Annotated in this window: 18 protein-coding genes; 10 read left to right on the plus strand and 8 right to left on the minus strand. The window is 55.6% G+C overall.

Annotated elements, in window-relative coordinates; all coding sequences use genetic code 11:
* Nucleotides 1-8: 8 nt before the first annotated feature.
* On the minus strand, nucleotides 9-470 hold the full coding sequence (locus PSES9_RS0120455) for a hypothetical protein (protein WP_010490139.1): 462 nt from the start codon (nucleotides 468-470) through the stop codon (nucleotides 9-11).
* 156 nt (nucleotides 471-626) lie between these two features.
* On the opposite strand from PSES9_RS0120455, the gene fnr reads away from it, so the two are divergent.
* The 3 genes from fnr to PSES9_RS0120475 all read left to right on the plus strand — a co-directional run bounded on the left by fnr (nucleotide 627) and on the right by PSES9_RS0120475 (nucleotide 3,083).
* Nucleotides 627-1,361 (plus strand): fumarate/nitrate reduction transcriptional regulator Fnr, encoded by a 735-nt coding sequence (fnr, locus tag PSES9_RS0120460; protein ID WP_010490140.1) that lies wholly within the window; start codon nucleotides 627-629, stop codon nucleotides 1,359-1,361.
* 124 nt (nucleotides 1,362-1,485) lie between these two features.
* Nucleotides 1,486-2,034: an adenine phosphoribosyltransferase gene (locus PSES9_RS0120465; RefSeq protein ID WP_010490142.1), complete on the plus strand. Its 549-nt coding sequence runs from the start codon at nucleotides 1,486-1,488 to the stop codon at nucleotides 2,032-2,034.
* 206 nt (nucleotides 2,035-2,240) lie between these two features.
* Nucleotides 2,241-3,083: a metal-dependent hydrolase gene (locus PSES9_RS0120475; RefSeq protein ID WP_010490144.1), complete on the plus strand. Its 843-nt coding sequence runs from the start codon at nucleotides 2,241-2,243 to the stop codon at nucleotides 3,081-3,083.
* 41 nt (nucleotides 3,084-3,124) lie between these two features.
* Here PSES9_RS0120475 and PSES9_RS0120480 read toward each other — a convergent pair whose 3' ends face one another.
* Nucleotides 3,125-3,799 (minus strand): TetR family transcriptional regulator, encoded by a 675-nt coding sequence (locus PSES9_RS0120480; RefSeq protein WP_010490146.1) that lies wholly within the window; start codon nucleotides 3,797-3,799, stop codon nucleotides 3,125-3,127.
* Between the two features lie 148 nt (nucleotides 3,800-3,947).
* Here PSES9_RS0120480 and PSES9_RS0120485 point away from each other — a divergent pair, with 148 nt between their 5' ends.
* On the plus strand, nucleotides 3,948-4,286 hold the full coding sequence (locus PSES9_RS0120485; RefSeq protein WP_010490148.1) for a hypothetical protein: 339 nt from the start codon (nucleotides 3,948-3,950) through the stop codon (nucleotides 4,284-4,286).
* Between the two features lie 40 nt (nucleotides 4,287-4,326).
* Complete coding sequence (locus PSES9_RS0120490) at nucleotides 4,327-5,211, plus strand: SDR family NAD(P)-dependent oxidoreductase (RefSeq protein WP_010490150.1); 885 nt, start codon at nucleotides 4,327-4,329, stop codon at nucleotides 5,209-5,211.
* 75 nt (nucleotides 5,212-5,286) lie between these two features.
* On the opposite strand, the gene PSES9_RS0120495 is transcribed toward PSES9_RS0120490, so the two are convergent.
* The gene (locus tag PSES9_RS0120495; protein WP_010490152.1) at nucleotides 5,287-5,517 is read right to left on the minus strand and encodes a DUF3820 family protein; all 231 of its coding nucleotides are present in this window, start codon (nucleotides 5,515-5,517) and stop codon (nucleotides 5,287-5,289) included.
* A 143-nt stretch (nucleotides 5,518-5,660) separates the two neighbouring features.
* On the opposite strand from PSES9_RS0120495, the gene PSES9_RS0120500 reads away from it, so the two are divergent.
* Nucleotides 5,661-6,032: a glutaredoxin family protein gene (locus tag PSES9_RS0120500; protein WP_010490154.1), complete on the plus strand. Its 372-nt coding sequence runs from the start codon at nucleotides 5,661-5,663 to the stop codon at nucleotides 6,030-6,032.
* Nucleotides 6,033-6,090: 58 nt separating this feature from the next.
* On the opposite strand, the gene PSES9_RS0120505 is transcribed toward PSES9_RS0120500, so the two are convergent.
* The 4 genes from PSES9_RS0120505 to PSES9_RS0120520 all read right to left on the minus strand — a co-directional run bounded on the left by PSES9_RS0120505 (nucleotide 6,091) and on the right by PSES9_RS0120520 (nucleotide 8,962).
* Complete coding sequence (locus PSES9_RS0120505) at nucleotides 6,091-6,588, minus strand: cupredoxin domain-containing protein (protein WP_010490156.1); 498 nt, start codon at nucleotides 6,586-6,588, stop codon at nucleotides 6,091-6,093.
* Nucleotides 6,589-6,673: 85 nt separating this feature from the next.
* Nucleotides 6,674-7,024, minus strand: coding sequence for a hypothetical protein (locus tag PSES9_RS0120510; protein ID WP_010490158.1), 351 nt, complete (start codon nucleotides 7,022-7,024; stop codon nucleotides 6,674-6,676).
* Nucleotides 7,025-7,114: 90 nt separating this feature from the next.
* The gene (locus tag PSES9_RS0120515; protein WP_010490160.1) at nucleotides 7,115-7,717 is read right to left on the minus strand and encodes a glutathione S-transferase family protein; all 603 of its coding nucleotides are present in this window, start codon (nucleotides 7,715-7,717) and stop codon (nucleotides 7,115-7,117) included.
* Between the two features lie 78 nt (nucleotides 7,718-7,795).
* Entirely contained in the window at nucleotides 7,796-8,962 is a 1,167-nt protein-coding gene (locus PSES9_RS0120520; RefSeq protein WP_010490163.1) for an aminotransferase-like domain-containing protein, read from the minus strand.
* Nucleotides 8,963-9,043: 81 nt separating this feature from the next.
* On the opposite strand from PSES9_RS0120520, the gene PSES9_RS0120525 reads away from it, so the two are divergent.
* The 3 genes from PSES9_RS0120525 to PSES9_RS0120535 all read left to right on the plus strand — a co-directional run bounded on the left by PSES9_RS0120525 (nucleotide 9,044) and on the right by PSES9_RS0120535 (nucleotide 11,425).
* Nucleotides 9,044-9,478, plus strand: coding sequence for a MarR family winged helix-turn-helix transcriptional regulator (locus PSES9_RS0120525; protein ID WP_010490165.1), 435 nt, complete (start codon nucleotides 9,044-9,046; stop codon nucleotides 9,476-9,478).
* Between the two features lie 142 nt (nucleotides 9,479-9,620).
* Nucleotides 9,621-10,232, plus strand: coding sequence for a LysE family translocator (locus PSES9_RS0120530; RefSeq protein WP_010490167.1), 612 nt, complete (start codon nucleotides 9,621-9,623; stop codon nucleotides 10,230-10,232).
* Nucleotides 10,232-11,425, plus strand: coding sequence for a benzoate/H(+) symporter BenE family transporter (locus PSES9_RS0120535; protein WP_010490169.1), 1,194 nt, complete (start codon nucleotides 10,232-10,234; stop codon nucleotides 11,423-11,425). Before PSES9_RS0120530 ends, PSES9_RS0120535 begins: the two co-directional genes overlap by 1 nt.
* A 53-nt stretch (nucleotides 11,426-11,478) precedes the next feature.
* Here PSES9_RS0120535 and PSES9_RS0120540 read toward each other — a convergent pair whose 3' ends face one another.
* On the minus strand, nucleotides 11,479-12,240 hold the full coding sequence (locus tag PSES9_RS0120540) for an SDR family oxidoreductase (RefSeq protein ID WP_010490171.1): 762 nt from the start codon (nucleotides 12,238-12,240) through the stop codon (nucleotides 11,479-11,481).
* A 227-nt stretch (nucleotides 12,241-12,467) separates the two neighbouring features.
* On the opposite strand from PSES9_RS0120540, the gene PSES9_RS0120545 reads away from it, so the two are divergent.
* Nucleotides 12,468-13,472, plus strand: a complete 1,005-nt coding sequence (locus PSES9_RS0120545) for an NADP-dependent oxidoreductase (RefSeq protein ID WP_010490173.1) — start codon at nucleotides 12,468-12,470, stop codon at nucleotides 13,470-13,472.
* Nucleotides 13,473-13,530: the final 58 nt, after the last annotated feature.

The following is a 13,530-nucleotide window of genomic DNA, read 5'->3' on the forward strand; positions in this document are numbered from 1 at the left end:
GCAAAGGCTCAACCCGCGATAAAGGTGGCGACGCTAAGTAGCTGTTCACTGCTCAGGTCTTGCTTGCGCATCTGCGAAACCAGCGATGCGTTAGCACTGCTGATAGCCCCTTGCAGGCTGGCGATTTCAGTGGAAACGGCATTCGCCTCGCGTTGAGAGTCACTACTCGGGGGCCTTGCCAGGATAGCATCGAGTTCCGCTTGCCTGGCTGCAAGCTCTGCACGCAATTGGCGGATCATTTTCAGGGTGTTTTTGATGTTGTCCGGCAGGTCGCTGTCATCAATGTCCTGGTTTTTGGAAGCCTGCCCGGACTGAACACTCCCCGCCTGTGAAAGGTTCAGCCGTATACCGCCCCCCGGGCCCGACTCGGTACTGACCCCAACTTTTACTTGCTCATTGCCCGCGGTCACATTCGACAGATGCAAGGCTGTGGGAGCAAAGCTGCTGGCCTCAGTTGTTTTAATCTGCATATGCCGCCCCTCTCTCCCCAGCAAGACTTAGTGGCTATTTCGGCCGTTCGCTGCAAAACTTGAACTTATAGTCAACTAGCCAATTGCTGGCTGGATAAGCCGCGCTCCTGTAATCTAGAGGCTTTAGCGCGAACATCTAGGACTTAGGACTTTTCGATGACCGGAATCATCAAGACGCATACGCCCCATCAAGCCCACTGCAAGGATTGCAGTCTGGCGAGCCTATGCCTGCCACTTTCATTGAACCTAGAAGACATGGATGCGCTGGATGAAATCGTAAAACGCGGTCGCCCCTTGAAAAAAGGTGAGTTCCTGTTTCGCCAGGGCGACAACTTTGGCTCGGTATTCGCCGTGCGTTCCGGTGCATTAAAAACCTTCACCCTGAGTGACGCCGGCGAAGAGCAGATCACCGGCTTCCATCTACCGAGCGAACTGGTCGGGCTTTCCGGCATGGACAGCGAAACCTACCCGGTATCGGCCTTGGCGCTTGAAACCACCTCGGTCTGTGAGATTCCCTTTGAACGCCTGGATGATCTCACGGCCAAGCTGCCCCAGCTGCGCCGCCAACTCATGCGCATCATGAGCCGCGAGATTCGTGACGATCAGCAAATGATGCTGCTGTTGTCGAAGAAAAACGCTGATGAGCGCATTGCCACTTTCCTGGTCAACTTGTCGGCCCGCTTCCGCGCCCGTGGCTTTTCGTCTCAACAGTTTCGCCTGGCCATGTCGCGCAATGAAATTGGCAACTACCTGGGTCTGGCAGTGGAAACCGTGTCACGGGTGTTCACCCGCTTCCAGCAGAACAAGCTGCTCGAAGCCGAAGGCAAGGAAGTTCGCATCATTGCCCCAATCGAACTGTGCGAGCTCGCTGGCGGTAATATCGAGAGCTAAGCAACCCCGAGTCGGGAAGCCATGCAATGCACCATTGGCATTTCGCATTTTCCCAGTGCCGCTTACACCCTTTACCAGATCTGCCCAACGCCAGTATTAAGCGACAATCTACCCAGGACGCAGCATGATTTTCGATGAGTTCAGCCTTAAAACCCTGATTCGCCCCGTGCAGGACTTCCCTAAGCCGGGCGTGGTTTTTCGCGATATCACCCCACTGTTCCAGTCGCCGCGAGCCTTGCGCATGGTGATCGACAGCTTTATTCAGCGCTATATCGAGGCAGACTTCAGCCATATCGGCGTGATGGATGCGCGCGGTTTCCTGATTGGCTCGATCGTCGCCTATGAGCTGAACAAACCGCTGGTCCTGTTTCGCAAACAAGGCAAGTTGCCGGCCGATGTGATCAGCGAAGGTTACCAGACCGAATACGGCGAAGCCTTTCTCGAAATCCATGCCGACAGCCTCGGCAAGGGCGATAAAGTATTGATGTTTGATGACCTTATTGCCACCGGCGGGACCTTGCTGGCAGCCGTACAACTGGTCCGTCGCCTGGGAGCGAGCATCTATGAAGCGGCTGCCATCATTGATTTGCCCGAACTCGGTGGTTCGCAAAAACTCGTGGATGCAGGCATTCCGACATTTGCCCTGACGGCTTTCGCCCTCGACGAAAAATAGCCTGCTTCCCTGTCAGATAAACGCCCGCTTTTGCAGCCCCAAAGCGGGCGTTTTGCTTTGCACCTCATAATCTATTCTGCACAGCATCTCTGAACTTAAGTTGGCAAGAATAAACGCCAACTGGCCAGAATAGACCTCCACAAGCACCCCGCCTCCTGCATTACTGATTTGGCGCTGATCACAATACACAGCCCAAGGAGTCAGTCATGCAGCCAAGCAACCATTCCGCGATAGCCAGCTTCCCCGTCAGACGTATGGATTTCAACTTTGCTCAAAGCCGCAAGTATTGGTTTGCCGATGACCCCTTCATGAGCCACTTCATGAGCAATCTGTCTTCACTCTTCCCTTACGGCGAACAGTTTTTTGTCGACAGCGTACGCGCCTGGCGCCAGCACGTTAACGATCCGCAACTGCAAAAAGACATCAGCGCCTTTATTGGCCAAGAAGCCATGCACTCCAAGGAGCACAAGGCCTATAACAATTACGCCGCAGAGCACGGCATTGATTTGCAGCGCCTTGAGCTAAGGGTAAAAGCCTTGCTCGAGTGGTCGAAACACTGGAGCAGCAAAAAACAGCAACTGGCGTCCACCTGCGCGCTAGAGCACTTTACCGCCACCATGGCCGAGCAACTGCTCAAGCGCGAGGACCTCACCACTCAAATGAACGACCCCAAGCTTTACCAGCTTTGGATGTGGCATGCCATCGAAGAAAACGAACACAAGGCCGTGGCTTACGATACCTACAAGGCCATTGGGGGTGGCTACTTCACCCGGATTTGGGCGATGGTTATTGTAACCATCAGCTTTCTCTGGGTGGTTGGAGGCTTCCAGTTGCACCTGATGCGCAAGGACGGCCAACTGTTCAATTGGCGTAGCTGGGGTAAAGGCCTAAGCATTTTGTTGGGCCCGCGCCATGGCTTTTTAACGCGACTGATCAAGCCCTACCTGGCGTACTACCGACCTGATTTTCATCCATTGCAATATGATACCGAAACACTTGTGCAGCACTGGCGCAAACGCCTGGGGCTCGCAACAGTTGAGCAAATTTGAGCAACGCCCGGTGCATGCCGGGCTTGCCCATCAAAGCGGGTTCAAACGGGCAGTTTCAGCTGACCTGCTTCATGCAGCGCCATGGCCCCTGTAAAAAGCATGACAACCTGTTCTTCGGCGAGAGCACGAATTGAATCGCGCTGCTCAGGCTGATTGATGTAATCGAGCGACATCTGCAGCAAATTCCGGGTAATCAACCTGGCGACCTGTTCTATTGCTTGCGGATCGACCCTCCTGGGCAGTAGCTCAAGCTCGATAATATCCTCGGCCATGTCCGTCGCCAGTCCCGAGATCATCAGGTGCAGCGCCTCACGCAGTACTGCAGATGGGCCTTGCAGCTCGCGAACGCCCAACATGATCGCCTGAGGGTTATCTGCGACAAAATCAAAAAACAGCACGACAGTCTGATGACATACCTTGCGCCCACGGCCAAGGCTGACACCAAACAATTCTGGTCCGTCGGCATGGGAGGCTTCTTCAGCACGGCATGCAGCCTCCCAACGTAAATGTCGCAGCGGCTGACGCAATCTGGCGGCCAGTTGATCAATGGCTGCCAGCCCCAGGTCATCGATATCACTGAAGTGGCGGTAGAAGGTATTGGGGTTCAGCCCTGCCTCGCGGGCCAGCTCGCGTATGCCCAGGCTCTTGAGGTTGCGGTTGTTTGCAGTGAGTCGCAACGCCGCCTCAAGCAGTAACTGTTTACCCGACACAGTCATTTTTGCCTCCTCCAGGCACCATGTCCGGCCCATCTTATAGCTGGTCAGGCAAGGCTGATATTGCCGCCAAGTATACAAGTGTCTACATTGAGTAGCAGCCGTAAGCGCCAGTAAAAAAACCAATAACAGATGGCCATGGAACCTGCCAGTGAATGCATCAGTACCCGCTCAACGCTACGCAGTGGCGATCAATGACAGTGGCTTCTATGGGCTTGGCATGGCAACAGGCCTAAAACAACAGCGCGAGACTGATATCCGGGCTTTCAAAATCGAAGCCGGCTGCGCCTGCGGCGTTCCGCGTCACCTGTACGCTTTCCCGCCTGCCATCTTCGGTATCGGCGCTGCCCCTGATGACCCGATACCGCGCAACGTGGTTTTCGGGCTTGACGGCATGGTCCTGGTCGATTCCAGGCCAGGATTTACATGGCCGAGACTCAATCTTGAGCCGACAACCTGTCACTTCAATCGCAAGCAGCCTGCGCATTAAGTGCTAGGCAATACTGTTTAACAGCCAGGGAGCCTTCTGCATGAAATCATTCGAGAATAAAGTCGCAGCCATCACCGGCGCCGCCTCGGGCATTGGTCGCGCCCTCGCCTTCGGCCTCGCCCGCCAAGGCTGTGCATTGGCGTTGTCTGATGTAGATGCCCATGGCCTGGATGAAACAGCTGAGCAAGCTCGCAGGCTGGGGGTAAAGGTTCAGAGCACTGTTGTCGACGTTACTGACCGTGAGGCCATGCATGCCTGGGCCAGCGAGGTGGTTGAGACCTTTGGCAAGGTCAATGCGATTTTCAATAACGCCGGGGTCGCCCAGAGCGGCACGGTCGAGGGCAATGAGTACAGCGACTATGAATGGGTCATGAACATCAACTTCTGGGGCGTCGTAAACGGCACCAAGGCCTTCCTGCCTCACCTGAAAGCCTCGGGCACCGGCCATGTCATCAACCTATCCAGTATTTTCGGCATTTTCTCGCAACCGGGTATGAGCACCTATAACGCAAGCAAGTTCGCTGTGCGCGGCTTTACCGAAGCACTGCGCCAGGAACTGGACATGATCCACTGTGGCGTATCTGCCAGCTGTGTTCATCCAGGGGGGAAAAAAACAAATATCGCCAATACCGCAAGAATGAATGCCGGCATAAAAGCCATGACAGGGCAAGATAACGAGCAGGCACGCCAACAGTTCAATGACCTGCTTATGCTCAGCACGGCCGAGCATGCTGCAAAAGTCATCATCAAGGGGGTGCTGAAGAATAAACGCCGAATACTCATTGGCGCCGATGCCTATGCGATGGACTGGATGCAACGCTTGATGCCTGCTCTCTATCAACGCGTGGTGATCGCGAGCATGAGACAGGGCGTCAAGCTCGGCAAGAAGCAGGCAAAGAGTGCACTGTCCAAGACTGACGCTTGAACTGTCCCATTGGCACGCGCTGCTGAGGAACAGGCCTGAGCCTGGGAAAGCTTGCGCCAAGGTCGAGGCCGGGCGCTAGCGCAGTGGCTCACGAGGCTTGCTGCGCAAGGGCTCCAGTAATGCACTCAAACCATTGTGGTCAATCTCTTGCATCAGCTGTAGCAACTGACCAATCTGCCCCTTGGGAAAGCCTTCACGGGCAAACCAATTGAGGTAATGGCCAGGCAGGTCGGCAATCAGTCGGCCTTTATATTTGCCAAAAGGCATTTCCAGCGTGACCAGCAGCTTTAAATCTTCAGGCTTCATCACAGACCAATCTTGAGCGTTTATGCGCCGGATTATGCCAAAGCTTTAACCCAGATGCAGTGCAATTGAGCGGTTGGGCAAGTCAGCCAAGGCAAACTCAGGTAAGATTCGGGTCCGCAAATTTTCGCCCTGGACGCTTAACCATGTTCATTTCAGCCCTACGCAATGGCTTAGGCCAGATCATTATCTTTATTGACTTCATCACCCGCCCGCGCAAAATGCAGCGTTCGCCAGAGGCTCAAGCGGCGGTGGCCCAGGCTGCATCGAACCTGTCGCTGTATCAGTTCAGAGCCTGCCCGTTTTGCGTAAAGACCCGGCGCACCCTGCACAAGTTGAATGTGCCCCTGCAGTTGCGCGATGCCAAGAACGATGCCCAGGCGCGCAGTGAACTGCTTGAGCAAGGAGGCAAAATACAGGTGCCTTGCCTGCGCATCGATGAGAACGGTCAAAGTACCTGGCTCTATGAGTCCAAGGCTATTGCCAGTTACTTGCAGGACCGCTTCGCCGCCGCATAAGCAAAACGGCGCGGCCTTTTCAGGACGCGCCGCCCAGTACAGTTAGCCGTCCGACCTGCTAGGGACTGACTTCAATGCTGCCGACCATTCCCGCCTGGTAATGCCCGGCGATCAAGCATGCGAAGTCAAAGCGCCCCGCCTGATTGAAAGTCCAGATGATTTCACCGCTTTGCCCAGGCGCAACATGCGCCATATAGGCTGCGTGATGCTCCATGCCTGGGTGCTTGAGCATCATCTGCGCATGCTCATCAAGGGTTTCCTTGGTGCCAAGGACATACTCGTGCATTAACTTGCCATCATTGTGCAAAATCAACCGTATCGTCTCTCCTTTCTTGAATGTCAGGGTGCCTGGCTTAAACCGCATGTCGTCGCCCATGCGTACATCAATCGTACGAGACACCTGGCTGGAATCCCCGGCAATTCCCCAGCGCATTTGTTCAGGTTGCGAATGCATCGAATGATCAGCCGCTGAATGATCGGCATCCGCCCATAGCACAGGGCTGGCAAGCGCCCCGCAAAGCAATACAAGGGCCAACTGCGTTTTGCTAAAAGTCATATCAAACCTCGATTAAATCCTGCCCTGCAGCAGATGCAGGGCAAGGCAATAAACGGCTCTTTAGAGCCGAAACCAAATGCGAGAATTAAACGAGGTCGTTACGTGGCGGGCGCTTCGGCAGATCGCCTATGTGGCCGATGAACCGAGGGCTCGGCTGGACAGCCAGGGTGGTCGCTATAACTGTCGGGGTTTTCAGCAATGGGGCTGCCAGGGCGGCGGCGCTCAAGCACATTGAACAATGCATGCAAAGCTGGCTGGCGATGGACTGGTGCCCGGTATCACCTGTATTGGTCTCCAGGCTGTGGCACTGGGGCGACTCGGACACTGAAAGCTGGCTAAGCGACAAGCAGTTTTGCATGTTGATCACTGCCATGTTTTGCACAGGCAGTGCAAATAGCATCAGGCAGGCGACCAATACTCGCAGAATCTTGTGCATGTAAGCAGTGCAACGCCAGAAGTGTGAAACCAGCTGGAATTATGCCAACAAAAAAGCTGCAAGCCCAACCCCAGCAGGTTTCATATTGCGTCAATCAAACATGTCGACATGCCCAGGCTGGCTGGAAATCCGATCCAGCCATTGGCGTATCGCAGGAAACTCACCCAATTCAAAGCCACCTTCATGGGCCACATGGGTGTATGCATAAAGCGCGATATCCGCGATTGAATATTGCTCACCAACCAGGTAAGGCGTGTTTTGCAGTTGTTTTTCCATGACTCTCAGCGCTTTGTATCCGAGCACATGGCAGCGCTGGTATTCGGCCAAGCGCTCTTCAGGCATGTTCAGATACAGCTGGATAAAACGCGCCACGGCTATACTTGGCTCATGGCTGTACTGCTCGAAAAACTGCCATTGCAGCACCTGGGTACGCAAGCGCGGTTCCGTCGGCAAGAACCGGCTGCCTTCGGCAAGGTAGTTGAGAATCGCATTTGACTCCCAAAGACAGGTGCCGTCCTCAAGCTCAAGCACCGGGATTTTGCCGTTAGGATTCTTGGCCAGAAATGCCTCGGTTTGCGTTTCGCCCTTGAGGATATCAATGGCTATCCACTCATAAGGCATGCCCAGCAGGTTGAGCAGTAACTTGATTTTGTAGCAGTTGCCTGAACGATAATCGCCATAGACCTTCAACATCGCCCTACTCCTGTTTGTGCGAGGCCTACGCCTCGCAATGGCTGATAACGAATCAACAATGGTCGCCCTGTACCGGGCTCAAGCAGCCACCTCTGCTTGCGCAACACGGATCACTCCTGCCAGGCGCTGTAAGCCTTCACTCAAGCGCTCAGGCGCGACGTGACTGAAATTCAAGCGCAGGTGCCCAGGATTCTGGTCCGGATCGATAAAGAAAGGCTCGCCCGGCATAAAGGCAATGTTCTGTGCCAGCGCAGGCCCCAGCAGAGTACGCGTATCCAATGGCTGCTTGAGTGTCAGCCAGAAGAACAACCCGCCCTGCGGGATCTCCCAATCAGCCAGGTCGGCAAAGTGCTCGAGCAATGCGGCCTGCATGGCATCGCGACGTAAACGATAGAACTGACGTAACTGCGCCAGGTGATCACGATAATGCTGGCTCCCCAGCCACTGCAGCGCCTGCCATTGGCCAATGCGATTGGTATGCAGGTCAGCCGACTGCTTCAGGCGCAACAGATGCGGATACAGATCTGGGGTGGCGATCAGATAACCCACACGCAGCCCCGGCAATAATGTCTTGGATACGGTACCGGTGTAGACCCAGCTCGCCTTTTGCAAGCGGCTGACAATCGGGGTTGCGCTCCCCTCATCGAACACCAGCTCACGATAGGGCTCATCCTCGATCAGGGTTACTCCAAACTCGTCGAGTAATGCGGCAACAGCATCACGCTTGGCTTCGCTGTAACGGACTGCCGATGGATTCTGGAAGGTTGGAATCAAGTAAGCGAATGCAGGCTTATGCTTTTCCAGACGCTGGCGCAGAGCCGCGAGCTCCGGACCATCGGCCTCCTGCGGTACGGCGATGCAATCAGCACCAAATAACTGGAAAGCCTGCAATGCAGCCAGGTAGGTTGGCGCCTCAACCAGTACTTCGGTCCCCGGATCGATAAACAGCTTGCTGACCAGGTCCAGGGTTTGCTGCGAGCCACTGACAATCAATACCTGGCTGGCATCGCAGGGCACCCCCAGGGCACGGGCTTCTGCGGCGATCACCTCACGCAACTCCGGCTCGCCCTCACTCATTCCGTACTGGCCGATATTGGCTGGCATTTGCGCCCAATCGACTTTCGGCAGCATCGGCTCTGCAGGTAATCCTCCGGCAAACGACATCACTTCAGGGCGCTGCGCCGCGGAGAGAATTTCACGAATCAAAGAGCTTTTCAGGCGGGCAATACGTTCAGAGAAGGCCATCGTTTACACCAGGTGATTATTTGTCGGAAGTAAGTCAAACTTGTTGACCGAAACTACGCCCACTCATGCAGATACGTCAATATGTTTGACCTTAAAAACTTAGCCGCTCAGCAGTCCGCCATGAAGGCTTTCTTCTTTGGCTACCAGGCATTTACTGCCAAGGCAGATGAAATGCTGGCGCGGCGTGGACTGTCTCGCGTGCACCACCGCATTCTGTTTTTCATCGCCATGTATCCAGGCTTGAGCATGAAAGAGCTGCTCAATTACCTGGGTGTCAGCAAACAGGCGTTGAACATCCCACTGCGTCAGCTGATTGAAATGCACCTGGTAGAAAGCCAGGCGTCGGTGGATGACAAGCGCAAGCGCCTGCTGGCCTTCACCGCAGAAGGTGCCAAGCTGGAACTGGCCCTGCGCCGCGAGCAGGCGAAGATGCTGCAACGCGCACTTGGCGATACCGGGGAAGACGCCATGAATGCCTGGATGCAGGTTAACCAGGCACTTGCCAAACACCGTTAGAAATTATCCGGCCCAGCGACTGTATCGGCGATTTTGCTACCTCGCTGTACCGAGACGGCATCAGGCTGAGGATTTAGGCTCTGTATATCCAGGGTGCGCGACTGCGATCACACCCAGAGCATCTGCCTATCGAGTGAGCCTCATGAACGCCGAACTGCTTGTCGCATTTATCGCCTTTGCCTTCGTTACCTCGGTTACACCCGGCCCGAATAACATGATGCTGCTGGCCTCTGGAGTGAACTTTGGTATACGCCGCAGCTTGCCGCACATGTTTGGTATCAGCATTGGCTTTATGATTCTGGTGATTGCGGTTGGCTTGGGGTTGGGCCAGTTATTTGAACAGGTACCAATGCTCTACAACGTCCTGCGTTTTGCCGGCGCAGCCTATTTGTTGTACCTGGCCTGGAAAATTGCTAACGCCAGTGCGCCCGAGGGGCAAAACCTGGGTACCAAGCCATTTAGCTTTATCGAGGCGGCGGCATTTCAATGGATAAACCCCAAGGCGTGGGTAATGGCCATTGGCGCAATCACCACCTACACCCCGCATGAAAACTTCGAGCTGAATGTGCTGCTGATCGCGGCGCTGTTCGCCTTGGTCAACTGCCCCAGCGTTGGGCTTTGGACTGCGGCCGGTAGCTTGCTGCGCAAGTGGTTGAACAACCCAATGGTACTGCGCGGATTCAACATCAGCATGGCATTGTTACTCGCGGCATCGCTTTATCCAATATTTGCAGACGTTCAAGGAGCTTTGTAATGGCACACGCGAGCCAGGCCCGACTACGCCCGCTGGCGGACAGTTCGCCGTCCGCAGTGGTTGCAGGCTTTATCGCCATGCTCACCGGCTATACCTCCTCACTGGTGCTGATGTTCCAGGCAGGCCAGGCCGCCGGGCTGAGCAACGGCCAGATATCATCGTGGATCTGGGCGCTATCGATTGGCATGGCTGTGTGCTGCATTGGCTTATCTCTGCGCTATCGCGCGCCAGTCATGATCGCCTGGTCGACACCAGGTGCAGCACTCTTGATCAGCAGCTTGCCGGGTGTGCCCTATAGCGAGGCTATCGGCGCCTATATCATCTGCTCGGCGCTGATCGTGATCTGCGGCATGACCGGCAGTTTTGACCGCATCATGCGGCGTATACCCTGCTCCATAGCTGCTGCATTGCTGGCAGGCGTGCTGTTTAAGATCGGCCTGGAGATCTGTGTAGCGGCCGAACAGCAGCCTGTGCTGGTGGTTGCCATGTTGCTGGCCTATCTATTCGGTAAACGCTTGATGCCGCGCTACGCAGTTCTGGCAGCATTGATTGTCGGCTGCGTATTGGCTGGCGTATTTGGCTTGCTCAACTTTGATCACTTCGAACTCAAGCTGGCAACGCCGCAATGGACCACGCCGAGCTTTTCGCTTGCTGCAGCGATCAGTATCGGCATACCGCTGTTTATTGTTGCGATGACCTCACAAAACCTGCCGGGCATGGCGGTTTTACGGGCCAATGGCTATGACGTGCCCGCCTCCCCGCTGCTCAATACCACGGGGATCTGCTCCATATTGCTGGCCCCCTTCGGCTCCCACGGCATTCATATGGCGGCGATCAGCGCAGCCATATGCGCAGGCCCTGAGGCCCATGAAGACCCAAGTAAGCGTTACACCGCCGCCGTCTGGTGTGGCCTGTTCTACGGTATTGCCGGTATTTTTGGCGCCACCTTGGCGGCGCTCTTTGCCGCATTGCCCAAGGCACTGATTCTGTCGATTGCGGCACTGGCACTGTTTGCCTCGATCATTGGCGGCCTGACCCAGGCCATGAGCGAGCCGAAAGAACGCGAAGCCGCGCTGATAACCTTTTTGGTCACCGCCTCGGGCATGACCCTATTCACCATCGGTTCGGCATTCTGGGGGATTGTCGCCGGCCTGCTGACGCTGGTGATATTGAATTGGCGTAAAGCGCATTAACAAACCGGTCAGCCTTGCCTGATGGCCAGGCTGACTGGTGCAACGCTTGAGGATCAGATCGCGGTCGCGCCGCCATCGATTGCCAAGGCCTGGCCAGTGGTAAAGGCAGCCTGGTCACTGCACAGATACAGCACAGCGGCGGCAATCTCCTCGACCTTGCCGATACGCCCAACCGGGTGCATTGCGGCGGCAAACTCAGCCTTTCTCGGGTCGGCCTCATAGGCACGGCGGAACATATCTGTGTCGATTACAGCAGGACACACGGCATTGACCCGAACCTTTTTCTTCGCATATTCGACCGCAGCCGACTTGGTCAAACCAATGACCGCATGTTTGGATGCGCTGTAAATACTCATCTTCGGGGCCGCGCCAAGGCCTGCAACCGAGGCCGTGTTGACGATTGCCCCGCCGCCCTGGGCCAGCAAGAGCGGAATCTGGTGCTTCATGCACAGCCAGACACCTTTGACGTTGACGCCCATGATCGCATCAAACTCGGATTCACTGCCGTCGGCAAGCTTGCCCTGCTCGATCTCGATACCAGCATTGTTGAAGGCATAATCGAGCCGGCCATAACACTGGACAATCTGCTCCATCAGCGCCGCGACCTCGCTGTCGAGCGTGACATTACAGGGGATGAAAACGGCTTCGCCACCGGCCTGGCGAATCATTTCAACGCTCGCCTCGCCACCTGCGTTATCGACATCAGAAACCACGACCTTGAGGCCCTGCCCAGCGAACGCCAACGCCGTCGCACGACCAATGCCAGCTGCAGCCCCCGTAACCAACGCAACCTCTCCACTGAAGCTAAAGCCCATGTGCATATTCCCCTGTTGAAGATTTCTGATGTTCGAGTCTAGTCAGGAACCCAAGGCAGCTGGCAGCACTATCAAGGGCATCATAGTTGTCGGATTTAAAATGGTGATAAAACACCGCGACCTACTATCACCTTGATAAATCGGCCTACATTCGATTTTCAGGCGCAGGTTGCTCATCGGCACATGACGCGCTATCACCCTAGTTTTCGAACAATGAGTAAATTGCCATGACTGTTCAAATCAACCGCCAATTTCTGCTCGCCAAGCGCCCCGTTGGCGCACCAACCCGTGACACCTTCAGTTTTGTAGAAACGCCTCTGGCCGAGCCTGCAGAGGGGCAAATCGTGGTCAAGAATGCATTCCTGTCGCTCGACCCTGCCATGCGCGGCTGGATGAACGATGCCAAGTCCTACATCCCGCCGGTGGGCTTGGGCGAGGTCATGCGAGCCTTGGGCGTCGGCGAGGTCATCGCCTCGAAGAACCCTAATTTCGAAGTGGGCGATCATGTCAATGGCGCGCTCGGCGTGCAGGATTACTTCGTCGGCGAGCCGCGCGGCTTTTACAAAGTTGACCCCAGTCGCGCCCCACTTCCGCTGTACCTTTCCGCCCTGGGCATGACCGGCATGACGGCCTACTTCGCCTTGCTTGATGTGGGCGCCCCCAAAGCGGGTGAAACCGTGGTGATCTCGGGCGCTGCCGGCGCCGTGGGCAGCATTGTCGGGCAAATCGCCAAGATCAAAGGGTGCCGGGTCGTGGGCATCGCTGGCGGCGAGAAGAAATGCAAGTTGCTGGTTGATGAACTGGGTTTTGACGGTGCCATCGACTACAAGAATGAAGACTTGGCAGCGGGTCTCAAGCGCGAATGCCCAAAAGGCATCGACGTATTCTTCGACAATGTCGGTGGCGATATCCTCGACACCGCGCTGACCCGCATCGCGCCGAAAGCACGTATCGTCATTTGTGGCGCCATCAGCCAGTACAACAACAAAGAAGCCGTCAAGGGCCCCGCCAACTACCTGTCACTGCTGGTCAACCGGGCGCGCATGGAAGGTTTTGTGGTGATGGACTACGCCAGCCAGTTTGCCGATGCAGCCAAAGAAATGGGCGGCTGGATGGCCAGCGGCAAGCTGAAGTCAAAAGAAGATATTGTCGAGGGCCTGGAAACCTTCCCGGAAACCCTGCTCAAACTGTTCAGCGGTGAAAACTTCGGCAAACTGGTGCTTAAGGTCTAGGCGTTCCGCCTTATCCAGCACCGCATACAGATTTCACCGCCATAAAAAACGGCGCTTG

Origin of the sequence: Pseudomonas sp. S9 (assembly GCF_000222125.1) — a bacterium.
In the GTDB taxonomy this organism is placed as follows: domain Bacteria; phylum Pseudomonadota; class Gammaproteobacteria; order Pseudomonadales; family Pseudomonadaceae; genus Aquipseudomonas; species Aquipseudomonas segetis.